General features: G+C 70.0%; 19 protein-coding genes. 11 read left to right on the top strand and 8 right to left on the bottom strand.

The window, feature by feature from the left end:
* Positions 1-64: 64 nt before the first annotated feature.
* Positions 65-2803 (bottom strand): sugar-binding protein, encoded by a 2739-nt coding sequence (locus tag ABZ808_RS12685; RefSeq protein WP_357004535.1) that lies wholly within the window; start codon positions 2801-2803, stop codon positions 65-67.
* 523 nt (positions 2804-3326) lie between these two features.
* Here ABZ808_RS12685 and ABZ808_RS12680 point away from each other — a divergent pair.
* The 8 genes from ABZ808_RS12680 (at position 3327) to ABZ808_RS12645 (ending at position 13454) form a co-directional block, all read left to right on the top strand.
* On the top strand, positions 3327-4478 hold the full coding sequence (locus ABZ808_RS12680; protein WP_357004532.1) for an ROK family protein: 1152 nt from the start codon (positions 3327-3329) through the stop codon (positions 4476-4478).
* A gap of 253 nt (positions 4479-4731) precedes the next feature.
* The gene (locus tag ABZ808_RS12675) at positions 4732-5790 is read left to right on the top strand and encodes an extracellular solute-binding protein (RefSeq protein WP_357004529.1); all 1059 of its coding nucleotides are present in this window, start codon (positions 4732-4734) and stop codon (positions 5788-5790) included.
* Between the two features lie 62 nt (positions 5791-5852).
* Positions 5853-6926 carry an ABC transporter ATP-binding protein gene (locus ABZ808_RS12670; protein WP_357004525.1) on the top strand — a complete coding sequence of 358 codons (1074 nt, stop codon included), beginning with the start codon at positions 5853-5855 and terminating at the stop codon, positions 6924-6926.
* The gene (locus ABZ808_RS12665) at positions 6923-8671 is read left to right on the top strand and encodes an iron ABC transporter permease (RefSeq protein ID WP_357004521.1); all 1749 of its coding nucleotides are present in this window, start codon (positions 6923-6925) and stop codon (positions 8669-8671) included. Before ABZ808_RS12670 ends, ABZ808_RS12665 begins: the two co-directional genes overlap by 4 nt.
* A complete protein-coding gene (locus ABZ808_RS12660) occupies positions 8659-9534 on the top strand; it encodes a creatininase family protein (protein ID WP_357004518.1) in 876 nt (291 codons plus the stop codon). Before ABZ808_RS12665 ends, ABZ808_RS12660 begins: the two co-directional genes overlap by 13 nt.
* A gap of 46 nt (positions 9535-9580) precedes the next feature.
* Positions 9581-11038, top strand: a complete 1458-nt coding sequence (locus ABZ808_RS12655; RefSeq protein WP_357004513.1) for a lyase family protein — start codon at positions 9581-9583, stop codon at positions 11036-11038.
* 98 nt (positions 11039-11136) lie between these two features.
* On the top strand, positions 11137-12036 hold the full coding sequence (locus ABZ808_RS12650; RefSeq protein ID WP_357004510.1) for an ROK family protein: 900 nt from the start codon (positions 11137-11139) through the stop codon (positions 12034-12036).
* A 161-nt stretch (positions 12037-12197) separates the two neighbouring features.
* Positions 12198-13454, top strand: coding sequence for a PP2C family protein-serine/threonine phosphatase (locus ABZ808_RS12645; protein ID WP_357004507.1), 1257 nt, complete (start codon positions 12198-12200; stop codon positions 13452-13454).
* Here ABZ808_RS12645 and ABZ808_RS12640 read toward each other — a convergent pair whose 3' ends face one another.
* Positions 13455-13817, bottom strand: a complete 363-nt coding sequence (locus ABZ808_RS12640) for an STAS domain-containing protein (protein ID WP_357004504.1) — start codon at positions 13815-13817, stop codon at positions 13455-13457. It abuts the gene before it with no gap.
* A 198-nt stretch (positions 13818-14015) separates the two neighbouring features.
* Between ABZ808_RS12640 and ABZ808_RS12635 the strand changes: the two genes are divergently transcribed.
* Positions 14016-14495, top strand: coding sequence for an ATP-binding protein (locus ABZ808_RS12635; protein ID WP_357004500.1), 480 nt, complete (start codon positions 14016-14018; stop codon positions 14493-14495).
* On the opposite strand, the gene ABZ808_RS12630 is transcribed toward ABZ808_RS12635, so the two are convergent.
* Both ABZ808_RS12630 and ABZ808_RS12625 read right to left on the bottom strand, forming a co-directional pair.
* On the bottom strand, positions 14496-17348 hold the full coding sequence (locus tag ABZ808_RS12630; protein ID WP_357004497.1) for a hypothetical protein: 2853 nt from the start codon (positions 17346-17348) through the stop codon (positions 14496-14498).
* A gap of 150 nt (positions 17349-17498) precedes the next feature.
* Complete coding sequence (locus tag ABZ808_RS12625) at positions 17499-17717, bottom strand: hypothetical protein (protein ID WP_357004494.1); 219 nt, start codon at positions 17715-17717, stop codon at positions 17499-17501.
* Positions 17718-17958: 241 nt separating this feature from the next.
* Between ABZ808_RS12625 and ABZ808_RS12620 the strand changes: the two genes are divergently transcribed.
* Positions 17959-18759 carry an SDR family oxidoreductase gene (locus tag ABZ808_RS12620; protein WP_357004491.1) on the top strand — a complete coding sequence of 267 codons (801 nt, stop codon included), beginning with the start codon at positions 17959-17961 and terminating at the stop codon, positions 18757-18759.
* Between the two features lie 7 nt (positions 18760-18766).
* On the opposite strand, the gene ABZ808_RS12615 is transcribed toward ABZ808_RS12620, so the two are convergent.
* On the bottom strand, positions 18767-19834 hold the full coding sequence (locus ABZ808_RS12615; RefSeq protein ID WP_357004489.1) for a DUF2855 family protein: 1068 nt from the start codon (positions 19832-19834) through the stop codon (positions 18767-18769).
* A gap of 355 nt (positions 19835-20189) precedes the next feature.
* On the opposite strand from ABZ808_RS12615, the gene ABZ808_RS12610 reads away from it, so the two are divergent.
* Positions 20190-20921 carry a SigB/SigF/SigG family RNA polymerase sigma factor gene (locus tag ABZ808_RS12610; RefSeq protein WP_357004871.1) on the top strand — a complete coding sequence of 244 codons (732 nt, stop codon included), beginning with the start codon at positions 20190-20192 and terminating at the stop codon, positions 20919-20921.
* A 36-nt stretch (positions 20922-20957) separates the two neighbouring features.
* Here ABZ808_RS12610 and ABZ808_RS12605 read toward each other — a convergent pair whose 3' ends face one another.
* Genes ABZ808_RS12605 through ABZ808_RS12595 form a run of 3 tightly spaced genes read right to left on the bottom strand, consistent with a single transcriptional unit; the run spans position 20958 to position 24603 of the window.
* Entirely contained in the window at positions 20958-22421 is a 1464-nt protein-coding gene (locus ABZ808_RS12605; protein ID WP_357004486.1) for a glycosylase, read from the bottom strand.
* The gene (locus tag ABZ808_RS12600) at positions 22418-23470 is read right to left on the bottom strand and encodes a glycosyltransferase (protein ID WP_357004483.1); all 1053 of its coding nucleotides are present in this window, start codon (positions 23468-23470) and stop codon (positions 22418-22420) included. Before ABZ808_RS12600 ends, ABZ808_RS12605 begins: the two co-directional genes overlap by 4 nt.
* Positions 23467-24603: a glycosyltransferase gene (locus ABZ808_RS12595; RefSeq protein ID WP_357004480.1), complete on the bottom strand. Its 1137-nt coding sequence runs from the start codon at positions 24601-24603 to the stop codon at positions 23467-23469. Before ABZ808_RS12595 ends, ABZ808_RS12600 begins: the two co-directional genes overlap by 4 nt.
* Between the last annotated feature and the right edge of the window lie 57 nt (positions 24604-24660).

Below are 24660 nucleotides of genomic sequence, written 5' to 3'. Positions count from 1 at the left end.
GCTGATGGGCCGGGCCTCGCGGCCCGGCCCATCAGTGCGTCAGGTCGACGCGGTTACCGTTCGATCAGCGCAGCTGCTGGGCGAGACCGGTGGTGGCGCCGCCCCGCTCGTACGAGACGAGCACCGACGAGCCGGCCGGAAGAGCACCGCTGAGCGGCAGGACCAGGGTGCGGTCCTTGCTCAGGTTGGCCGTGGTCTGCGCCACGACCCGCTCGCCGTCCCAGATGAAGACCCGGGCGGTGCCCGACTGCTTCACCTTGAGCTCCACCGAGACCTTCGAGTTGGTCTTGGTGACCTTCTTGATCTTCACGGTGTTGTCCGCCAACTTGGCGTAACCACCCGGTGCCACCCCGTCCCAGGAGGACTGGAGGATGGTCTGCGGCGAGTCGACGCTCTGCACCGCGGTGTCGGGCATGATCGGAGCCTTGGGCGCCGACGGCCGCGCCGTCAGACCCGGCAGGACCGCGTTGCCCCAGCGCCACGGGTCGGCCCGAACGCCGCTCCAGGTCGACCAACCGACCCGGGTCTGCGAGCTCAGGTCCTGCGTGTCCGAGTCGTTGACCAGGATGTTCAGACCCATCCGGGCCGGGTCGATGGCGTCCGGCAGCACGCTGAACGGGATCTTGACCTCGATCCGGTAACCCGTGTACGGGTTGCTGGTGACGACCGAGGCGATCTCGAGACCAGGTGCGGTCTCGGGGCCACCCTGGTAGTTGTCCCGCTCCCGGGCGAAGCACGGCGGGTTGCCGTTGGCCGGGTCGATGGTGGTCGGGAAGAGCGCCGCGTTGAACACCGTGGAGGTGTTCGCCGAGTTGCCCCGCGGGTCGATGCCGAGCTCGATGTTGTCGTTACGGCGCGGACGCTTGCAGTCCACGGCCGGCAGCACGGTACCGAGCACATCGTCGGTGATGTTGAAGACGCCGTACAGGGCGTCGTCGGTGTAGGTGAACTGGGCCGTGCCGGAGATGTCCGACGCCGGAGCGGCGGTGCCCTCCCAGCGCGTCGAGATGTCGATGACCTCGCCGGTGTACTCGTGGTCGTGGCCGTGGCCGTCGACGACAGGCGCAGTGGCGGCCCGCGGGATGGTGGTGGTCGGCACCAGGTTGAACGCGCCCGGCTCGATGGCGCTGCCACCGCTGAAGCTGGTCTCGATCCCCACCCGGTACGCGCCGTTGTCCGGCGCCCGGTTGGCGGTCGGCAGCGACGTGTCGGAGTTGGTGACCGTGAAGGTCACCGAGGTGCGGGCACCGGGCTGCAGCCCGCTGTACGCCAACTGCTGCTGCGCCACAGTGAAGCCGGCCGGGACGTTCAGCTTGACCGTTCCGGACTGGACCCGGGTGCCGTGGTTGGTCAGGTTGACCTTGACGCTACGGGTGCCACCACTGGGGATGTTCAGCAGGGACTCGATGAGCGCGTCGAGCTGCTGGGTCTTGTTGCGGACGGACCACTCGCGGAAGTCGGCGATCTCCTCCAGCGGCTCCAGGGTGCCGCGCACCGGAGCAGTGCCCTGCACGCGGGCGCTGCTGGTGCCGCTGCCGTCCTTCTTGCTGGTCAGCGTGGCGTTGATCAGGAACCGCTCGCCCACCGTGACCTGTGCCGGCGGGGTGACCGTGAAGCTCTTCACGACCTCCTTGCCCGGGGTCAGCGTGCCGACGTTGCCGTTGCCGGTGACCTTCCAGCCGGCCGGAACGTCCAGGGTGACCTTGGCGCCGGTGATGGCCTTCTTGGCGTAGAGAACCGTGTCGACGCGCAGGGGCTGCCCGGCGAGGGCCTCCCAGTTCTGCGGACGCACGTGGACCTCGGTGCCGAGCGGCAGGCCGCCGGGAGCGCGGAGGTTGGCGCCCTGGAGCGCACCGGTGCCGGCACCGACGTTCGGGGCCGGGTACGGGGTGCGGGTGTCGATCAGCGTCAGCCGGTTGCAGCCGATGTTGGCCGGGTTGGTGGTCGGGAAGGCGCTGTTGCCCCAGCCCTGAGTCACGTACTCGCGGCGGGCCCAGGTCTGGACCGTGTTCCACCGGTTGCCGTCGTGACGCGCCGACTCGTAGCCCTGCCAGGTGCCGAAGATGACGTTGCTGGCCTCAGCCGGCGTGAACGTGGTCTCGCAGGCGGGGCCGTTGGTGCCGGTCGTGCCACTGCCACCGGTCTGGAAGATGCGGGAGACCCGCCAGGGCTCGAGCCCTTCCTTCTTGATCTGCTCCGGGAACGCCTTCGGGTCGGCCGCGGCGTAGAAGGCCTCAACGGCCAGCATGGCCGCCTTCTGGTGGTTGCCGTGGTTGCCCTGGGTGGCCGAGGGGTTCATCGTGAGGATGACCTCGGGCTTGGTGGTCCGCAGCACCCGCACGATCCGGGAGAGGGTTTCCTGGTATCCCCAGACCTCTTCCGTCAGCGGAGCGCTGGCGGTGTACCAGAAGTCGAGAGCGTCCAGGTTGTAGATGTTCTCGATGCCGGCCCAGCCCACCGCCTTGCGCTCCTCATCCTCCCGGAGGAGGCCGAGCTCGGGGCCCTCTTCGAGGCCGGTGGCGTTGCCGCCGCCCTCGCCGCGGGTGGTGGTGATGACGCCGGCCTTCATGCCGTGATACTCGTTCCAGTATCCCAGCATCGCGAGCTGGCCGGCCTCGTCGTCCGGGTGCGCGCCGATGAACATGACGTCCAGGTCGACCGCCTTACCCGGCTTTGCCGGCGGCGGGGGCTTGGGAGACGAGTGCTTGGGGGATGAGTGCTTGGAGCCGGCCTGGACCGGACTGGCCAGGCCGAGCGACAGCAGACCGCACATGGCGATAGTCGCCGTGGTGCGCCATCTCATTGGCATACCTCTTCGTGTGGGGGCGAGTGCTGCGTGGGGGACGGTCTCGGGCCCGGCAGAGCGCAACCGGCAGTTGGCTCCTACCGGGCCCGATCGTGAACAGCTGTCCACTGGAGGCCGTGGAACGGCCTCCACGCGTGCGGGTAGCTCGACAGTGGGGGTGGTGCCGGCCCACCGCCCGCTAGCGAGCGGTTCGCACAGTGGTAGGGATGGATTCACCAGAAGGCCTTCGGCCGGTAACGCTAGGGATCTTGCGGCGAGCCAGTCAATAGTCCTGGACGACTTTATTTTTTCTTTGAAGAAACGATGTGCCTGTTCACGGGCCATGGGGCGTCGGTCCACTTTGGCGATAGGAGCCCTTTGCCCGGTTTTAGGGCGCTCGACTTCTACACTGAGGCCGCTTTCGTCCCGCCGGGGGCAGATCGCCTGACCACGGGCCCTCGTGGATCTATGTTTTCCCTAGCCAGCGGCCGAGATGATCTCGTTACTTGACGCCATAGTTTTTTCTCAGTAGGAAATAACTGTGTCCGACAAAGCAACGACCAGCCCGGTCAGCCGTGAGCGGTCCCGAGAGATCAAGCGTCTCTCGGTGATCCTGGCTGCCCGGCAGGCGCGAATGCTGTCCCGAGTGGATCTGGCCGAGATGACGGGTCTGCCGGCGGCCACGGTGACCGTGCTCGTGCGGGAGCTCATCGCCGAGGGTTACCTCATCGAGCGGGGGCCGGGTGCCCCCACCACCGGCCGCCCTCGGGAGATGCTCGAGTTCAATCCGCGCGCCGAGCTCGTCGCCGCGGTTTCGCTCGAACCATCCCGGATCAGTTGCGAGATCGCCGACAGCGAGGGTGCGCTCATCGCGCACCGCACCGCGCGGTTCGGTGGCGACGTGGTCGAGACCGTCTGCGCGTTCGTCCTGGACCTGGTCGGCGACAACCTGCCGTCGCTGCGCGGCGTCGCCATCGCGGTGCCGGGTGTCTCCACCAACGGCGCGGTACGCCTCGCGCCATCGGTGGGGCTGGTCGAGGCGTGGCCGATCGGCGAGTCGGTTCAGCGGCGGCTCGGCGTGCCCGTCGTCGTCGACAACGACGTCAATCTGATGGCCGCCGGCGAGTGCGTCGCCGGCGCCGGGGCGGACGTCGCCAACCTGTTGCTGATCCACGTCGCGGACGGCATCGGCGCCGGGCTCGTCCTCGACGGCAAGGTCCGCCGGGGCGCCAGCGGCGCGGCCGGCGAGGTGGGTTTCCTGCCTCTGGACGGCGCCCCCAGACGCAGCAGCTACAGCGGCGTGGGTGAGTTCGAGGCCCGCTGGTCGGTGAACGCCATCGCCGAGCGGGTGGTCGCCCTGCGCCCGGGGCGGCGACCCGAGTCTCCGGTCCGGGAGCTGATCGAGCTCGCCGCAACGTCGCGTCCGGCCCGCGACTACCTCGACGAGGTCCTCGACGCCTGGGCCCGGCTCATCCTCTCCTGCGTCTGCGTGATCGACCCGGGGATGGTGCTGCTCAGCGGTGCCGCCGCGGAGCTCGACGACGCCGCGCTCGAACAACTCCAGGGACTGCTCTCGGCCAAGACCCCGGCCCCCACTGAGGTACGCCGGGCCACCCTCGGCGACCAGGCCGTGCTGCACGGAGCGATCAGCTACGCGCTGTCGGCCGCGGTTCCACTGCCCTCCCTGCCCTGACCACCACCACCGACCCCCGACCCCGACCCCCCACCACCTCCGCCACCTGCCACGGCGCCCTCGTCCGTACCCCGAACAACCGGACGCTGCGCGCCACGTCCCGCTCCGGCGGAACCCCCGAACCCCGCTCCGGGCACGACGCGATCTTCAACGTCGTGTCCCGGGCCGGCGAACCATCGTATTTCGGCAGAACCAATTCGATTTACGACTCTCGATCAGAACTCCCGTAGATCCCCCCTGAGTGGAGGCAACAATGAGACGTCCCTGGGTCATGGCGATCGCGCTCGGCGCGATGCTGGCAACCACCGCAGCCTGCGGCAGCAGCGACGACAACGACGCCGCCGACGGCGCGTCCCCGGCCGCGGCGGCCGAGAAGTTCGTCATCTACAGCGCCCGCGACAAGGCGGTCACCGACTTCGTCGTCGAGCAGTTCACCGCGAAGAACCCTGAGTACAAGGGCAAGGTCGAGGTGCTCAACATGGGCGCCCAGGAGGTGCTGGAGCGGGTCCGTGCCGAGAAGGCCAACCCGCAGGCCTCGGTGTGGTGGGGCGGCACCCAGCAGGGTCTCGCCTCCGGCGCCGCAGAGGACCTGCTGACCTCCTGGCAGCCCTCGTTCGCCACGAAGATGGACGCGCGGTACAAGGACGCGCAGGGCCGCTGGTTCGGCGAGATCCTGCTGCCCGAGGTCATCATGTACAACAACAAGGCGCTGACCCCGGAGCAGGCTCCGAAGGACTGGGACGACCTGCTCGACCCGAAGTGGAAAGACAAGATCATCATCCGGGACGTGGCTGCCTCCGGCACCATGCGCTCGATCTACTCCTCGATGATCCAGCGCCTCACGCCCGACGGGTCCAACCCGCAGCCCGGCTACGACTGGCTGCGCAAGCTCGACGCCAACACCGTCGAGTACGCCGCCAACCCCGCCGACCTGTACCTGAAGATGTCGCGTGAGCAGGGCGTGGTCAGCGCCTGGAACCTGCAGGACGTCCTGCTGCAGGCCGACAAGAAGATGCCGTTCGGCTACGTCATGCCGACCTCGGGCGCCCCGGTGCTCGTCGACGGTGTTGCCGCGGTCAAGGGTGGCAACGACGCCGCCGCCAAGAAGTTCCTCGAGTTCATCTTCGACGACTCGCTGCGGGCCACCCTCGCGAAGGACTACTTCCAGATCCCCGCCGTGGAGATCTCGGAGAAGCCGGAGTGGCTGAGCCAGCTCAACCTCAAGCCGATGGAGGTCGACTGGGACGTCATCGGCAAGAACGAGACGGCCTGGATCACCCACTGGAACGCGGAGATCAAGGACAAGGGCTGAGTTGACAGGGACCGGGTCGTGCCACGGCACGACCCGGTCCCGTCCTGGAAGGACCCAGAACAATGATCGATGTCCGGCTGACGACCGTCAGCAAGCGTTTCGACAAGTCAAGCGACTCAGCGGCGGTCGACAACGTCAGCATCACCATCGGAGCCGGTGAGTTCTTCACCCTCCTCGGACCGAGCGGCTGCGGCAAGACCACGACCCTGCGGATGGTGGCGGGGTTCTATTTTCCGACCTCGGGGAACATCCACTTCGGCGACGACGACGTGACCCGCTGGTCGCCGAACAAGCGCGACACCGGCATGGTGTTCCAGAACTACGCGCTCTTCCCGCACATGTCGGTGGCGCAGAACGTCGCGTACGGGCTGAAGGTCCGTCGGGTCTCCCGCGCGGAGCGGGCCCGCCGGGTCGAGGAGGCACTCGCCCAGGTGCACCTCGACGGGTACGGCGACCGGCGCATCGACGCGCTCTCCGGTGGTCAGCAGCAGCGGGTCGCGTTGGCCCGGGCACTGGTCATCCGGCCGCGCACCCTGCTGCTCGACGAGCCACTGTCCAATCTCGACGCCAAGCTCCGCGAGGAGACGCGCACCGAGATTCGGCGGATCCAGCGCGACAGCGGCCTCACCAGCCTCTACGTGACGCACGACCAGGCCGAGGCGATGTCGATGTCGGACCGGATCGCCGTCATGCAGTCCGGCCGGGTCCAGCAGGTCGGCGCTCCGCACGAGATCTACTACCGGCCCACGAACGCGTTCGTGGCCCGCTTCATCGGACGCAGCAACGTCCTGCGCCTGCCCGTGGTCGGCGCGGGAGAGACCCAGGTGACCGTACGCCTTCCCGGCGGCGCGACGCTCGACGTCGGTGCCACCGCGGGGCACGGCCTCACCGAGGGGGACACCGCGCTGGTGTCGGCCCGGCCGGAGCACATCACGCTCGCCGGCCCGGACGAGGAGTCGGCGCTGCGCGGCCGGATCAGCCACATCGAGTTCACCGGTATGGCCACTCACATCAGTGTCGACGTCGACGGCACCGAGGTGATGGCGGCAGTGATCGACCCACCGACCGGCATCAAGATCGACGACGTCGTGAGCCTGTATCTCGTACCCGAACGGCTCTGGGTGGTCCAGCCGTGACCGTTCGTTCCCAACCCACAGCCGGCTGGCGGGCGGGGCTCAGCAAGCGCCTGTCCGGCGGCACCAATTCACGGTGGTTCCCCTACCTGCTCGTGTTTCCCCTCGTCCTGGTGCTCTGGGGCTACGTCGTACAACCGATGTTCGCCACCTTCGCCGAGAGTGTCAGCGCCGACGGTACGACGAACTACCTCCAGTTCTTCACCTCCTCCGGGGTGGCACGGGAGTCGCTGCTCACCTCGCTGTTCATCTCGGCGGCGAGCGTGCTGCTCTGCGGCATCGTCGGCGTCTCGATGGCCTTCCTGCTCAAGCGGTTCACCTTCCGTGGCCGTCGGCTCCTCGAGGCGTTCATCCTGGTGCCGGCGGCGCTGCCGCCACTGATCGGCGCCGTGTCGTTCCAACTGCTCTACAGCAACATCGGCATCCTGCCGCGTGGGCTGCAGTCGCTCTTCGGCACCGAGCAGCCGGTCCTCGCCTTCGACGGCATCGCCGGCGTGCTCGTGGTGCACACGTTCACCATGTACCCGTTCTTCTACCTGGCCGCCGCCGCGGCGCTGGCCGGAATGGACCCCTCGGTCGAGGAGGCGGCGTACAACCTCGGCGCCAGCCGGGTGCGGGTCTGGCGGACCGTCATGCTGCCGATGCTCACCCCGGCGCTGGTCTCGGCGTCGCTGCTGGTCTTCATGACCTCGCTGGCGTCGTACACCGCGCCACTGCTGTTCAACGTCAGCCAGACCATGACGATGCAGATCTACATCAACCGGACCAACGGCGACCTGCCGATGGCCTCGGCGTACGCCTCCGTGCTGGGCATCGTCTCCATCATCTTCCTGCTGTCGATGCGGTGGTACGAGGGCCGGCGCAGCTACCAGTCGCAGTCGAAGGGGATCTCGGCCAACCGGCGGGAGATCAACAATCCGATCGGTCGCTGGTTGGCGCCGATCGCCTCGGTGCTGGCCACGATGATCCTGCTCGCACCGGTCGCCACGATCGCGCTGGTGGCCTTCTCCGAGAACCGCACGTGGACCACCTCGGTGCTACCGACGACGTACACGCTCGACAACTTCGTCACGATCTTCTCCGACCCCAAGGCGTTCCAGCCGATCCTCAACTCGGTGCAGATGAGCCTGATCGCGGTCGTCGGCTGCGTGGTGATCGGCGTGCTGATCGCGTACGCGGTGCGACGGCTGCGCTTCGTCGGGCGGGGTCTGCTCGACGTGGCGGTGATGATCGCGTGGGCGCTGCCCGGAACGGTCGTCGCGATCAACCTGATCTCGGCGTTCAGCACCGGCAACGCGTTCAGCCTCGGGCAGGTCCTGGTCGGAAGCTTCTGGATCCTGCCGCTGGCCTACTTCGTGCGATTCCTGCCGATCGTGTTCCGGTCCAGCTCGGCGGCGCTCGCGCTGATCGACCCGTCGTTGGAGGAGGCCGCCCGCAACCTCGGCGCCTCCTGGCTGCGGGCCTTCTACACGATCACGGTACGGCTGATGCTGCCCGGCGTGCTCGCCGGCGCACTGCTGGCGTTCGTGAACGGTGTCGGCGAGTTCGTCGCCTCGGTGCTGATCTACACCTCGTCGACGGTGCCGATCTCGGTGGCGATCAACAACCGGATGTACTCGTTCGAACTCGGCACCGCGGCGGCGTACGGAATGCTCCAGGTGCTGCTCATCTTCGTGGTGATGTGGTTCTCCGGCCGGCTGGACAGCAGCCGCACCGCGAGCAGGAAGGCCGTCCAGTGGACGAACTGATCGAACGGTGGCGCCGCGAGGGCGGGCTGCTCCCGGTCACTCGGGTCCCCGGCCACGCGTTCGCCGCCGTGGCCGAGGCGGCGGACCTCGCGGTGCTGCCGGTCGGCGCCGTCGAGTGGCACGGCCCGCACCTGCCGCTCGGCACCGACCTGCTCCTGGCCGAGGGGTTCGCCGGGGAACTGGCGGCCGGTTCCGCCCGAGCCGTGCTCTTCCCGGCCGCGCCGTACGCCGCCTGCCCCGGCCAGACGCGACCCTGGCCGGGCACGGTGGCGCTGCGGCCCGAGATCGCCGTCGGGTACCTCAGCGACGTGATCGCCGGCATCGTCGAGGCGGGTTTCCCCCGGCTCCTCGTGGTCAACGGTCACGACGCCAACCTCTCCACGGTTCGTGCCGCGATGGAGTGGGTCTCCGGCCGGCACCTGGCGAGCCTGCTGCTCGCCAACTGGTTCCAGCTGGTCAGCCCGGACGAGACGGGCGAGATCTTCGGCGCCCTGCCGGCCCGGGGGCACGGCGGAGCGTACGAGACCTCCGCCGTGCTCGGCTTCGACCCCGCGACGGTGCACCTGGCCGCCACGCCGGACCTGCCGCCGAAGCCGAAGCTGCCCACCCCGTACCCGTACGTGCTGGTGGAGTCGCGGCCCGATCCGTGGCAGGGCTGGTCGGGTCACGTCTCGCTGGCCAACGAGGCGGCCGGGCAACAGATCCGCCAGTTGGCCGGCGCGCGGCTCCGCGAGGTGATCGAGGCGTGGCTGGCCGCGCCGCTACCCGGCCCACCCGGGGCGGACCGGCCCGCCTCGTCCGATAGGACCGCCTGGTCCGACCGGCCTGGCGGGACCGGTCGGTCGGACCAGGCCATCGGATGACCCCGCTCGCCACCCGAACGACAACGCACCGCATTGGGAGACCACGATGACCCCCTCACTGACCATCTACCAGCAGCATCACCTCCGCGTCGTGTTCGAGCACCACGCCGCCCACCTGTACCCCGCGATGGTCAAGGCGAGCCAGGCCCACGTGGTCATGCTCGCCGAGCAGCGGCTGATCCCCGACGACTCCGCCGCGATGATGCTGCGCGGGCTGCTCGTGCTCACCGAGGACCGGCCCGAGGAGTTCGACTACGACGGCAGCGTCGAGGACGTCTACTACACACTGGAGAAGCGCCTCGCCGCCGCCTGCGGGGTCGACGTGTCCCAGCTCAGCGTGCAGCTCGCCCGCAGCCGTAACGACCTCGACGCCGGGGTCTTCCGGATGGTGCTGCGCGACCAGCTCCTTCAGGTGCTCGACGCGGTGCTGGCCGCCGGCCGGATCATCCTGGACCGCGCCGACCGGCACGCCGACGTGGTGATCACCGGTTACACCCACCGGCGCCCGGCCCAGCCGACGACCATCGGGCATGTCTACGCCGGCTACGCCGAGGCGCTGGCCGGCGAAGGTGCCGCCTACGCCGACCTGCTGGACGAGATGAACCGCTCGCCCCTGGGCTCCTGCGCCTTCGCCGGCACCGACCTGGACATCTCGCCCCGCCGCCTGGCTGACCTGCTCGGCTTCGAGCGGCTCATCGTCAACTCGTACGAGGCGGTGGCCGGTGCCGACCACCTCGTCCGGGTCGCCACCCTCAACGCGCAGACGCTCGCCACGGGCGCCCGGCTGGCCCGCACCCTGATGGACTGGCTGAGCTGGGGCTGGGTCGTCACGCCCCCCGAGTTCACCCAGGGCAGCAGCATCATGCCGCAGAAGCGCAATCCGGTCGTGCTGGAACACCTCGTCTCGATGGCCGGCGCCGCAGCGGCCGACGCCGTCAGCGTGCTCAACAACGTCGGCGCCGCCTGGTGGGAAGACTCCAACAACGCCACCACCGACGTGCAGGCCCGGCTCTGGGACGGCGACGACCGGGCGTACCGGTTCTTCTCCCTGCTCGGCGGGCTGATCGCGGAGCTGGACCCGCTGCGTCCGCCGGCCGGTGAGGAGATCGTCGCCTCGGGTGCCACCACGACGGCCGCCGCCGACGCGCTGGCCCGGCACGGCGTGCCGTTCCGCGGTGCCCACTCGCTGCTCGGCCGCCTGGTGCGGACCGGCCCGCCCGCCACCTGGACCGAACAGGACGTCCGGTCGACCGCCGCTGACCTCGGTCTGGCCGAGCTCGACGAGGCCGCGATCCGGGACCTGCTGGCCGCCGCGGTCCGCCCGGAACTCGTGCTCCGCCGGGCCCAGGCCGACGGCCCGGGAGAGGCAGCCGTACGGGATCAGGTCGCGCAGTTGCGGACCGTCATGGCCGAGGTGGCGACGCGGGTCGATGCGTTCCGGGACCGGTTGGTCCGTGCCGACGAGGCGCTCTCCGAGGCGGTCGCGGCGAGGGTGGGCCGGTGACGGGACAACAGACACGGCACCGCGTGAACGATGATGTTGTGTCGCCGCGATCGCGGCACGACGTGGACCGACGGCCCGAAGGGCGATCTGACATCACCATGGAACAATCGGCAAACCCGCGGCTGCTCGGCATCGATTTCGGCGGCACGAAGATGGCCATCGGTGTGGGTGACGTCGACGGTCGGCTGCTCGTCTCCGAGCGACTGCCCACCAACGCCGAGCAGGGTGCGCAGCAGGCCCTCGTCCGGGCTCTCGACCGGGCGCGGGAGCTCGCGGACCGGACCGGCGGCACGCTCGTGGCGGCCGGCATCGCCTCACCCGGCGTCGTCCACGACGACAACATCGAACTGGCGCCGAACGTGCCCGGCTGGGAGCAGTTGCGGTTGGCCGACGCCGTCCGCGCCCACCTCGGGTTGACCTCCGTACGGGTGTCGAACGACCTCAACGCGGCCGCGTACGCCGAACTGCGCTTCGGGGCGCTGCGCGGCGTCGATCCGGGCCTGGTGCTCGGGCTCGGGACCGGGGTGGCCGCGGCGGTGACGGTCGGCGGCGAGGTGATGCCCGGTTACCACGGCGCGGCCGGCGAGATCGCCTACGGTCTGACCGACCACAGCTGGCCGTCGGGCCTGGAGCCGATGCTGGAGGCGACCTTCTCCGGTCGAGCCCTGGACGAGCTGGCGCGGCGGCTGGGGCTGACCGGCCAGGCCGCCGCGCTCTGCGCCGCCGCGGCGCAGCCCGGCCTGGCCCGTGAGGAGTTGCGGCAGCGCGTCGACGAGTTGGCCCGCCAGCTCGTCACCTGCTGTCTCCTGCTCGACCCGCAGCGGATCGTGCTGGTCGGCAGCGTCGCGGGCAACGAAGTGGTGCGGCAGTTGCTCATCGAGCGGCTCGCCCACGCGCTGCCGTACCGGCCGGACATCGTCCTGTCGGCCTTCGCGCAGGACGCCGCGCTGCTCGGTGCGCTCGCGATGGCCATGTCGGTCCTGCCCGCACCGGTCTGAGCGACGCCGACCGTCCCGGATCTCCCCGTGGCCGGTCCGGTAGGTGACCGCGTTTCAGCGTCGAAGCTCCGGTCGATGGCGAGGGCGGTGTCCGTCGATCGTCGGACACCCGCCCTCGACCGACCGGCCGTCACGGTGGTCGCGTCTCGTAGGCTCCGAGGGTGGAACGCACCGAGGGGCAGATCATGAGCCACGTGTTGCAGGCGGCGGAGAACGCCTCGCCGGTCGACGCGGTCGAGGCCGTCACCCGGGAGATCGGTACGGGGCTGGGGGCACGCAGCGTCGCGTTCCTGATCGCGGATCTCAGCGGCCGGGCACTGGTCCGGTTGGCCCACTCGCCGCTCGAAGGCTCCGGTGCGGGGCGCCGGGACGGCTCCGAGGTCGCCACCGTGATGCCGTTCGACGGCGGCCCCGCCGAGCGGGCGTTGCGCACCCAGACGGTGCAGGTTGTCACGCAGGCCGACGGGTGGATGGTGTTGGCGCCGGTGACCGACCGCGGTGAGGCGATCGGGCTGCTCGAAATGATCCTGCCGAACGAGCCGGGTCCACGGGACCTGAAGGAGATCAGCCGCACGGCGCACCTGTTGGCGTTCGTGGTGATCGCCAACCGCCGGCACACCGACCTGTTCGAGTGGGGCCAACGCACGACCCCGTTCACCCTGTCCGCGGAGATTCAGCGTCGCCTGCTGCCCGCCGCGTTCACGTGTGAAGGCAGCGCGTTCACCCTGTCCGGCTGGCTCGAACCCGCCGCCAGCATCGGCGGCGACACCTTCGACTACAGCCTCGCCCGTGACGTGCTGCATTTCAGCGTCACCGACGCGATGGGCCACGGGGTGGCCAGCGCCCTGACCGCGACCCTCGGTGTGGGTAGCCTGCGCAACACGCGCCGCCGCGCGGTCGGGCTGGTGGAGCAGGCCCAGGCCGCCAATGCCGCCGTGGCCGAAAACCCGCCGGTCCCGGGCAGTTTCGTCACCGCGTTGCTCGGCCGTCTCGACCTGCGCACCGGGGTGTGCGCGCTGCTCAACGCCGGGCACGTGCCGCCGATGCTGGTCCGCGACGGAGACACGCAGACAATTTCGCTACCGGGCAACTTCCCGCTGGGAATGTTCGCGGCGTCCGACTACCACGCGGGCGAGGTCGCGCTGCGGCCCGGGGACCGTCTGGTGGTGATCACCGATGGCGTGCGGGAGCGCAACGCCGCCAGCCTGGACCTACCGGCCATCCTGCGGTCGATCGTCGGTCTGCACCCACGCGAGGCTGCCCGCGCCTTGGCCGACGCCGTACTTGAGGTCAGCGGGCCGACCCTGGCCGATGACGCCACCCTGCTCATCCTCGACTGGCACGGAGGGCACAGCGAGCAACGGCGGACCAGCGCCGGCGCCGACCAGGAGCGCGCCAGCACCGCGCTGCCCGAATGACTACCGGCCTGTCGCGTCGGTGGGTGCCACCTCGGCTTCGGCAGCCTGCACACTGTCATAGACATCGATGGCCTGGTCCAAGGACGTGACCGTCAGGACGCTGTGCACGGCGGGCTGCACCGAGGCAAGGGACAACTGACCGCCGATGTCCCGCAACGCCTTGAACATCACCACCAGCGCGCCCAACGCGCTGGAGTCCATGAATCCCACGCCGGCCAGATCCACCACCACCCGGCGATCACCGGCGTCGATCAACTGTTGCAGACCGTCGCTCAACTGGGGGGACGTCGCCATGTCCAGTTCGCCGTGCACTTCGAGCACCGTGCAACCCCGGCCCGGTCGGGCCGACAACAGCAGATCCACAACGACCTCCCCACGCCGGTGATGCCGTTTACCCTATTCGGCCGAACGGCGAACCACCCTCGGCCGACGCACGTCGAGCCGGCACGGGGTCGTTTCACCTCAGCCGCTGCGGGTAGTGCTGATCACGACCACAGCGCCCGACTCGGGTATGAAACAGTAGTCCGGCCGCCGACGTCGGGGCCGGGGAGGAGCTGCGCGATGCGGGTGAGCATGACCCTGTCGCTACCGCGCCAGCCGTCCTCGGTGACCCGCGCCCGCCATGTGCTCAACACCCTGCTGGGCCTCACCGACGCCGCCGAGGACTCCCGTGGTCAGCTCGCCGTGCTGATCAGCGAGGCCTGCGCCAACGCGGTGATGCACGCCGATCCCGACAGCGCGGTCGACATCACCATCGTCATCGACGACGACGTGTGCCTGCTCGAGGTCGGCAACCGAGGCAGCACCCCCGGCGGAGCCGGGCTCGACGCCGAACTTCCCGCCCCGCTCACCGTCGGCGGCCGTGGGCTGCCCCTGATCGCGGCACTCGCCGACTCGGCTGCCTTCGTCGCCGGGCCACCGGACCACGTGCTGCTCCGCATCACCAAACACCTCGGCGGCGTACCCGCGGAGAAGGCGACGCCCCGCAGGCCGTCACCGGCCCGCGGGGCGTCACTGCACCAGTCGTGGCCCGAGGACTGATCAGCTCGACGTCACCAGGATGAAATACCAGACCTCGTCCGTCGTGCTGCCGTCGGCCTTGTGCCCCTTGACGACCAGGTAAAGGCCGGTCGCCTCGGTCGGCGTCCACGTGATCGACGCGCGACCCTGCGCGTCGGCGTCCACTGTGCCGGCGGTGCCACCGATCGTGTACTCGAACGACGTGATGCCGGGCGTGCCCCCGCTGAACTCGAAGCGGCCCTCGACGCCGACACCGCCGCCTGGAGTGTCCCGCGGGTACGCCTCGGAGAAGACGTGCGGCGCGGTGCCGACCTGGAACGGGTACTCGGTGACCGGCGAGAACCGGCCGTCCGCGGTGCGGCCCCGCACGGTGAGCGTGTTGGGCCCGTTGCGGTCGGGAACGACCGTGACCAGGGTGTTCCAGCTGTCCCCGATGGGTGCGGTCAGCTCGGGGCCGTCGTTGAGGCGGTAGCGGTACTCCACCACCTCGGGCGTCCACGACGTGCTGAAGGCGAAGTCACCGGGCACGCCGATGCCACCCCTCGGGCTCCACTCGCTGTACTGGCTCCACACCGAGACCCGGGTGTCGCGGACCGGGACGGTCATCTCACGCTCTGGCGACGTCGTCCCGTCCTGGGCGACGCCGGTGACGCGGGCCGAGAACCAGCCGTCCCACTGGGGTGTGAACGACACGGTCGCCGTGCCGTCCGGCCCCGCCGCGATGGTCTGGTATTCGCCGAAGTCCAGGGAGTAGCGGAACTCCCTGGTGTCGGGCAGCACCGAGCGGAACGTCAGTGTCATCGGCTGGGCGGCCGCACCGCCGTTCGGCGGGTCGGTGGTGACGACCGGCGCCTCGAACGGCTGCCAGGTGAAACTCTTCTCGGGCGACCGGGTGCCATCGGCCAGCAGCGCCTCGACGATCAGCGTGTTGTCACCGGTGTGCACCGGCGTGACACTGATCGACACGCTGCCGCCGTCGGAGGGCACGACGGTTTCCGGGCCGCCGTCGAACCGATAGGCGAAGCCTGTCACGTTCGGCAGCTGGCTGAACAGATAGAACTCGACCGGCAGGCCGACGCCGTCGATCCGCGTCAGGTATTCCAGCGTCGGCGCGTACGCGGACGGCACCGGATCGAGGACGTTGAACTGGTGGTAGGCCTCCATCGACTTCGACCCGTCCGCCTTCACCGACCGCACGGCCATGAAGTGCCACCCCGCGGTCGCCGTCCACGGAACCACGGCGGTGTCGTCCGCTGCCGCCGGGACGGTCTGCGTGGTGTCGTCCAGGACGTACTCGTACGAGACGACGTCGGCGTTGCGCGGCGTGAACGTGAACGAGCCGGTCTTGCCGGCGATCGGCTCGCTGTCGAAGTTGAACTCGGCCGACTCGACTCCGGGGGCGTCGGTGACATAGATCCGCAGGGTGTCCTGCCCGATCAGCTTGTTCTTCGCGTAGCTGCTGACGACGACCTCGACCTCGCCGACCTCGGCGAAGGTGAGCTGACCGGTGGCTTTGCCGTCGACGGCCGGCACCCGGGTCTGCGGGCCGCCCTTGAGCTGGTAGCCGAAGGCTGTCGTCTCGGGCTTGCGCGCGGTCAGGCTGATCGTGCTCGGCAGCCCGACCCCGCCCAGCTCGATCTGCGCGCTCGGCGCGGTGTCGGCGATCCGGAACCGGTACTCCCTCTCCGGCCCCCGGTTGCCGGCCGCGTCGATCGAATTGACGTAGAGGGTTTCGATCCAGTCCCGCTTCGGGGTGTATTCGAGAACCGCCGTACGGCCCGGCTTGCGGGCCTTCACGCTGCCGGAGTAACCGGTCGAGTCACGCCACGCGAAGGCGACCACGTCCTGGTCACCACCTGCGTCGATCCGGAACTTCCCGGTCAGGCCGGAGCCACCGCCCGGGGTGTCGCCCTCCGGGTAGAGCTTCGACGTGACGGCCGGCGGGTTCGCCGGTGCCGTCTTGTCCATGATCACGTAGCAGACCTTGCTCCACGGACCCGCGTCGTAGTAGTCACTGGCGCGGGCCTGCCAGGCGAGCAGCTGACCGTCGGCGTACTGGCTCAGGTCGGTGCCGAGGTTGTAGCTGTTGAACTCGCGGCGCTGGTCCGGGTGCTCCACCGGCCAGATCGCGTACAGGATCGTCGCGTAGTCGCCCTCGTCCGGATCGTTGGCGGTGGCCTTGAAGTAGGTCGTCGCCGCGGCCGGCGACGGTCTGGTGACCGTGCCACACGGCCGGTTTGGCCCCTCAAGCCGCGGGTCGGACACGGTCGGCGGATGGTTCGAGGTGGAGCTCAGCGTCGGCTGCTGAAACGTGCGGCCGGCGCGCGGGTCCGTCTCCTGGGAGGCGGTGATCCGATATTCGACCGTGATCGACTTCTCGTGCCGGCCGAGCGCGGCATTGAGCGTCTGCACCATGTCGAAGCCCAGGTAGCCGGGGCAGTAGAAGGAGCCCTGCCCCCGGTTGACGGAGATCAGCTTCTCCAACTCGGCGGGCGGGTTGTTCCAGGTCGTCCCGCTCTTGACCGGGGCCGTCCGCCACACCTCGATCGTCGCTGCCGTGGAGCAGTCGGTGACCGTGTCCTCGTACGTGTACAGGTATGAGTTGTGCACGACCGCGCCCTTGAGTTGGGTCAGGTCGTAGGTGAAGTAGGAGCGGTAGGTGTGCGCCCTGCCCGCGTCGTCGACCAGTGTGCCGACGGGCGGCGCGACCGCCGGGTTGACGAACTTGGTCCTGGGGCTCTGCGAGTCGAGGTAGGCCCAGCTCGACAGAGGAAGATTGACCGAGTCGGCGGCGAGGGCCGGCTGGCCGGTGGCCAGGACGACTGTGGCAACGCCGACAGCGGTTGCCAGAATCGCTGATCCGATGCGCTTCATATTGGACTTGTACCTCCACTTGACGGCGCATCGATCGACGCCGGCGGCGTCATCGTATCGACGGGCGCCACAAGTTTTTGGCCCCTGAATCCGTACGGATCATCCCCGCACCACCAGGCCCATCCGGGCTTGGCCGTGCCGACTGGCGGTCTAGCGGTGGGCTGGCTCGTCGGCCGGCTCGCGGTCTGGGGTTTCCGCCGCGAACGGGGTCCGCAAACGGGTCATCGAGTCGGCGCTGACGTCGGCGGCCGGACTGTGCTCGTCGTTGGTGACCCCGTCCCCCTCGACGCTGAAGGGATTCAGGGCGGACGTCATATCGGACACGAGGTGCTCCAAGGGAATGTGCACGGCAGCGCTCGACTCAGTCATCGGCAGCTGGGGAACCGTGGGGAGACAGCGGGGCGGGGCCGGCGATGGGCCATCGATATCCCGCCCCCACAGCCTACCGGTCTCCCGCCGCCCGAACCCATTCGAGCGGTCGCTGGGCGGGCGACCGGGGCGGCGCCGGAGTTTGCGCGGCTCAGGCTGCCGGGTACGACCAGCACCGCTACGGTCGAGAACGGCCCTCCGAACCGGGAGGGCCCCTGTGACACGGACGAACGGGGTAACGATGACGGTGCAGATCGATCTTTCTGGCAGGACCGCGCTGGTGACCGGCTCGACCCAGGGGATCGGCGCCGCCATCACCGTCGGGCTGGCCCGCGCCGGCGCCCGGGTGGCCGTGAACGGCCGTAGCGCCGCCGGGGTCGAGCGCGCGGCGGCGGCGTTGCGCAGCGCGGTCCCCGGTGCCGACGTTGTCGAGGTCGATGCCGACGTGTCGACCGACGAGGGCGCGGCCCGCACGCTCGACCTTCTGCCCAGCGTCGACATCCTGGTCAACAGTCTCGGCATCTTCGGCCCCAGCCCGGCGTTGGAGATCCCGGACGACGAGTGGCGTCGCTACTTCGAGGTGAACGTCCTGGCCGGCGTCCGGCTGACCCGCTCCTACCTGCCCGGAATGATGGACCGCGGCTGGGGCCGGGTGCAGTATGTCGCCAGCGACTCGGCGGTCGCCATCCCCGCCGAAATGATCCACTACGGCGTCTCCAAGACGGCGCTGCTCGGCGTCTCGCGCGGGTTCGCGAAAGCTGCCGCCGGCACCGGTGTGACGGTCAACTCGGTGCTCGCCGGCCCGACCCACACCGGGGGTGTCGAGGATTTCGTCGCCGATCTGATGGGCGACAGCCTGCCCTGGGAGCAGGCGCAGCGGGAGTTCATGCGCCTGCACCGGCCGCAGTCGCTCCTTCAGCGACTCATCGAACCCGAGGAGATCGCCAACATGGTCACCTACCTCGCGTCCCCGCTCGCCTCCGCGACGACCGGCGCGGCGGTCCGGGTCGACGGCGGGTACGTCGACGCGATCCTCCCGTGACTCGGGCTCAGAGCTGGATGACGTGGCCCGTCCGTGGCGGCGTACGACCCGCGAGGACGTCGAGCCACGCGTGCCGCAACGCCTCGGGGCCGTCGCCGACCCGCACGTCGAGCCACCCGCGCACCACCGGGGCGAAGCGCTGCCAGGCGACGGCGAACCGTTCGTCGAGCCCGTCCCGACCCAAGTCCTGGCTGCGTTTGCGCATCTGCACCGGCGCGAAGAAGACCTCCTCGGCGGCGTCGGCGTTGGGCGTCTGGTTGGTGAGCCCGACCGCGATGTCCCGCACGAGCCGGTCGCCGAGGTGGCCGCGTAGGGCGGCCCGGGTGGCCGGCGCGCCGGACAGGTCGAGGTAGGCGGTCTCGACGGTGTCGAGGGTGGCGATGTCGTCGTAGGAGACGACCTCGTCATAGCAGCCGAGCGACCGCGTGAACGCGAGGTTGCCGGGTGAGGTGAGCCCGACCAGGCGTGGGCCCCGGCCGTGCAGTTCGAAGGCGGCGGCGTACGCCGTCTTGCTCGACGCCGACGACAGCACGAGCGACCGCGCGCCGTAGAAGTCGTTGTCGACGACCTGGTCGGCCAGCATGAAGGAGGTGAAGAACAGCGGCCGGAACAGGATCAGCAGGTCCTCCTGCTCGGGCCGGTACGCGGGGTCACCGGTGGTCGACCGGTACGCGTTGTACGGCGAGGGCAGCCCGGCCCGGTGCGCGCTCGTGTCGCGGAACCCGGCCGCGTCCACCCGGTCCGGGCGCACCACCAGGTGACCCGCCGGAGGCAGGTAGCCGTAGACGCGCTGACCGGCCTCGACACCATCCACGGTGGACGCGACGACATCCGCGAAGCCCCACAGCGGCGGCAGCCCCCACTGGCGGTCGAGCCCTCGGGGTTCGGGCGGAAAGAACTGCCAGTAGCGCATCGCGTCGCCGAGCACCGCGTAGGTGACGTTGTTGGCGGTGAGGCCGACGCGGTCCACGCGCAGCAGCGCCTCACCGTCGGCGAGTGCGGGTGCCGCGCTGTCGACGAGCGTGGTCCGGCCAAGGTCGTCACGGGCCACGGCGAATGTCCACGAATCAGCCATGGTGTGACGCTAGACAGCCCCGGAATCGGAGACAAGTGCACTGGGAGTGCAAAATCCCACTCGTCTCACCCACCACCACCCCACCTCATACTTTCGGCTAGTAATTGCTCCGACTTTCGGGTAGCGTTCCCGCCATCACCTGAACGACATGACGGCGGCGGAGAGGCCCGTGGTTGTGGCCCATGCGACAGCGCGCCCCGCCCGCACGTGCGCTCCGGCATTAGCCGGCTCGGAGATCCTCCGGTCGACCTGATCGACGGGCACGCACGGGAAGGACCCACTCGTGGTCACTACCTTCGAGCCCACGACCAGCACCAGCATCGGCCGGCGGAGCACCGCCCGGGCGGACGAGCTGATGGCCGAGTTGGCCGCGACGCTGGCGGACGATCCCCGCCGGCCGGCGCTGCGGGACCGCACCATCGAGGCCTGGTTGCCGCTCACCCGCCATCTGGCACGCCGCTACGTGGGACGCGGCGCTCCGGAAGAGGATCTGACCCAGACCGCCGTGGTCGGCCTCATCAAGGCTGTCGACCACTTCGACGCCACCCGGGGCATCGACTTCAGCGGGTACGCCATCCCGACCATCGTCGGCGAGATCAAGCGATACTTCCGGGACCGCACCTGGGCGGTGCGGGTGCCCCGCCGCCTCCAGGAGCTCCGGCTCTCGATCAGCGCCGCGAACAGCGCTCTGACGCACACCCTGGGTCGCTCACCGACGGTCGCCGACGTCGCGTCCTACCTCGACGTCTCGGAGGAGACAGTTCTGGAAGGGCTGGAGGGTGCGCGAGCGTACCGGACCACCTCGCTGTCGACACCCATCGGCGCCGACGGCACGATGGAACTCAGCGACACCCTCGGTACGACCGACCACGAGTTCGACCTCGTCGAACTCCGCGTCGCCCTCGGCCCGGCCCTCGCCACGCTGCCGGAACGCGAACGCAGAATCCTGAGCCTGCGCTTCCACGGCAACCTGACCCAGGTCCAGATCGCCGAGCAGATCGGTGTCTCCCAGATGCACGTCTCACGGCTCATCACCCGAGCGCTGGGCAAGCTGCGCCACCAACTCGGCGAAGGCGACCTCACCTGATCCACGGCACCGTCCTTCCGGCCGCGCGTGGGCGGGTCAGGCCACCATCGCGGCGAGCAGAGCCGCCACCGGCACGGTCGCGAAGCCGACCCGGGCGTCGCTGGCCCCGTACGGCAGCCACAGCTCGCCGTCATGGACGAGCCCGCCACAGGAGTAGACGACGTTCGGCACGTAGCCGTCCCGGTCGGACTGTTCGGGTGACAGGAGCACGCCGGGAAGGTGCGCGACCACCTGCTCCGGTCGGTGCAGGTCGAGCAGAAGCGCGCCGATCGCGTACCGACGCATCGGGCCGACACCGTGGGTGAGCACGAGCCAGCCCGCCTCGGTTTCGATGGGAGACCCGCAGTTGCCGACCTGAATCAACTCCCAGCTGTCCCGGGGGGCGTGCAGCGGGACCGGGCGCTGCCAGCGGCTCTCGGCGTCCAGAACGGTCAGGCCGATGGTCTCGCCGTCGGCGCGGCAGAGAGCCAGGTGTCGGCCGCCGACGGTACGGGGAAACAGCGCGATCCCCTTGTTACGAGCCCCCGGCCCACGCATCGGGGTCATCTCGAAACGACGTAGGTCGGGGCTGACCAGTGCACGGGTGCCGACGTTCCGGCCGTCGTAGGCGGTGTAGGTGGCCCGATACACCGATCCTGACTCGTCGGTGAACCTGACGAACCGAGCGTCCTCCATGCCGTTGCTCTCCGCCGGAGTGGCCGGCCAGAGCACGCGTTCGTGCAGAGCCGTCTCGGCGGAGAAGGCCGTGGCGTAGCTGCCCGCGTTGGTACGCCGCAGGTGTTCCAGGGTGCTCAACCCGGTGCTGCGGGAGAGCAGATCCGGCGGCAGATCGCCGAGCACTCGCTCGAAGGTCGCCTCGTCGTACCGGTCGGGCAGTGCGTCCAACACCGTGGCGGTGACCTCGTTGTCGCAGTCCTCCTCGGCCAGGCCGGCCACCAGTAGATCCCGCCGGTGCCGTACGCCCGTCCGCTGTCCGACCGCCAGAAGGCCGGACCGGTCGGTGACGGTGAGCCCGCGCCCGGGTCCGAGGACGGCGGTGGCGAACCCGATCGACGACAGGTGACCCTCACCGATCTGGCGCAGGCTGACCGCGACACGCAACTGCCCGACGCCCAGCTGGGTCTGGTCGGGGTGGGCCACCATGGACGGGTTGCACAGGGCGGCGGCCTCGACCGCGTACTCGTGGCTGAAGTAGGCGCCGACGAGGAGCCGGCTGGCGGGAGAGAGATCCTCGGCCCGGGCGGCGCGGTGCCGCACGAGGTCGTAGTGATGCTGGAATGTTCCGGCCAGGTCGCGGTGCCGGGCACCGAAGCGGTCGAAGGTGTCCCGCAGCAGCCGGTCGATCTCGTCGTCGTCGAGGTGCGCGACACGGTCGATGAGAGCCCTCGCGCGGGTACGCACCACTGCGGCGTCCTCGCCCGGGACGAAGAGCTTGACGATGACCCGGCGTGGATCAGGGGTGAGGGTGACGTCCTGCCGAACGGCCAGTATTCCGGTCACGACCATCGCCGGGCGTGCTGCAGGGTGGAGATGAGCGCGAGGGTGGATTCGGCGCCCTGGTTGAGGTTGGGTCCGTGCGCGGTCAGTCCGTCGTAGCCGCCGCCGGTTTCCGGATCCCACATCGGCGTGCCGATGTCGTTGTCACCGAGGAACCACCCGATCGCCTGCCGTACACCGTCGTCCCAGACCGGATCGCCGGTGACCATGGCGGCCGTGGCACAGGCGTCGGCGAAGGCGGCGACCTCGATCGGCTGCTGGTCATGGTGGAGCCGTACGATTCCGCGCTGCCACCCTGCGGCGGGCACGACGGACAGCCGTCCGTCGCGGAGTTGGACGTCTCGCAGCCAGGTCAGCATCCGCAGGCCCTCGTCGAGGGGCGGGCCACCGTGGCGCAACTGGCTGGCGACGATGACCACCTCGGCGAGGGCCGCGTTGGCATAGGTCAACCGCTGCTGCGGCCAGGGCCACCGCGCATCGGAATCCGGTGCGCCGACGGTGGCTGCGGCCTCGGTCAACAATGCGGCCGCGGCGACGTGGCCCGGATGGCGACGCAGCACCTCGGCCGCTCCGAGCCCGGCGAAGGCCATCGCGTGCGGGGCAGCGGCACGGCGGGTCGCACCCCGGCTGAAGGCGACCAGCGCCTCCTCCCGTATCCAGGCGGCGGGACTGCGGGCAACGGCCGTGCCCAACCCCCACAGCGCCCGGCCCCACCAGTCGCCGAGCCCGGGCTCGTCGGTCCAGCGCCGGTCGTACCCGAGCCGGTTGTGGAAGGCGCCGCTGGCGTCCTGCGCGTGGGTCAGGAAGGCGAGGTAGCGCTCCGCGAGCCGTAGCAGCTCCTCGGTCGGCTCTGGCTCACGGCAGACAACGATCAGGCCACGGGCCACGTCGTCGGTGCAGTAGCCGTGCTCCCGGCGGACGATGGCGTGCCGCGCGTGCTCGAACAGACCGGTGTCGTCGCTCAGCCGGGTCAGGTGCGCGAAGCTCGGCGCGGGCGCGGTCGCCCACCGCCGACTGGTCGCTGTCCGGGGGCGGCCGGTGGTCGCGGTCACGCCGACGCCCCGCTGACGGCGGGCCTGCGGACCTCGGTGAGTCGCTCGGCGAGGGCGCCGTAGCGGGCCGCCACCGCGGGCCAGCGCAGATCCGCGGCCAACGGCCGGACCCGGCCGGCCAGCCGGGCGGCGAGGCCCGGCTCGGTCAGGATCCGCCGGATCGCCACGGCCAGCGCCGCCGGATTCTGGTGGGGTACGACCAGACCGGGTCCGCCGGTGAGCAGCTCGACGGCGTGCGGGAACGCCGTTGCCACGACAGGCACCCCGGCGGCCACCGCCTCGATGAGCACGCCGGAGGTGACCTGTTCGCGGGAGTCGTACGGCAGCACGACCACGTCGGCGGAGCGGATCAGGCGGCCAAGGGTCTCCTGGTCGTGATAGATGTCCTGGTAATCCACGCCGTGCGCGATGCCGAGTTGGGCGCCGAGCTGGTGCAACCCCGCCCGGTACGTCTCGCCGTGGTGCTCGATCACCTTCGGGTGGGTCCGACCCGCGACGGTGTAGGTGGGCGTCGGTTCCAGGTCCTGCAACCGGGCGAGGGCACGCAGCGACCACTCGATCCCCTTGCCGGGGCCGATCAGCCCCCAGGTCAGCAGGTGCGGTCGGGTACGCCGTTCGACGGGCACGCCGGCGAGTTCCGCGGCGCCGTGCGGGATGACCGTCACCTTGCTCGCCGTCACGGCGTAGCCGACGAGCAGGCGGTCGCGGGCGGTGTCGGTCATCGTGACGACCGCACCGGCCGTGGCGACGATCCGCTCCAGCAGGGACTTCTGCCGGGCGGAGGGCTGGCGCAGCACGGTGTGCAGGACCACGATGCTCGGCACGGTGAGCCGGCGCAGCAACGGCAGGACGTCCTCGCCGTCGGTGCCGGGGTAGATGCCGTACTCGTGTTGGACGATGGCCACGTCGAAGGAGTTCAGGGCGGCGGCGGCGTCGCGCAAACCGGCCGGCGTCCGCGCCGACCAGGTGTGCACCACCCCCGGTCCGGGCCGCTGGTCGTCGCCGTGGTCGGTGACCCGCACGATGCCACCGCGCGTGCCGTCAGCGGTGAGCTGCGCGGCGAGGGCGGAGTTGAAAGTGGCCAGTCCACACCGGGTTGGCGGGTGGGTGCTGAGGAATCCGTAGCTGGGCATGAACGTCTGGCCTTCCGGGTTGTCGGCGGCCACCTCCGTACGGGGGCGCACCTCACG

The sequence above is a fragment of the Micromonospora sp. NPDC047527 genome, assembly GCF_040643015.1.
In the GTDB taxonomy this organism is placed as follows: Bacteria; Actinomycetota; Actinomycetes; order Mycobacteriales; family Micromonosporaceae; genus Micromonospora.
Note: the sequence above shows the minus strand (reverse complement) of the source record. Positions and strands in the feature narration are given on the sequence as shown.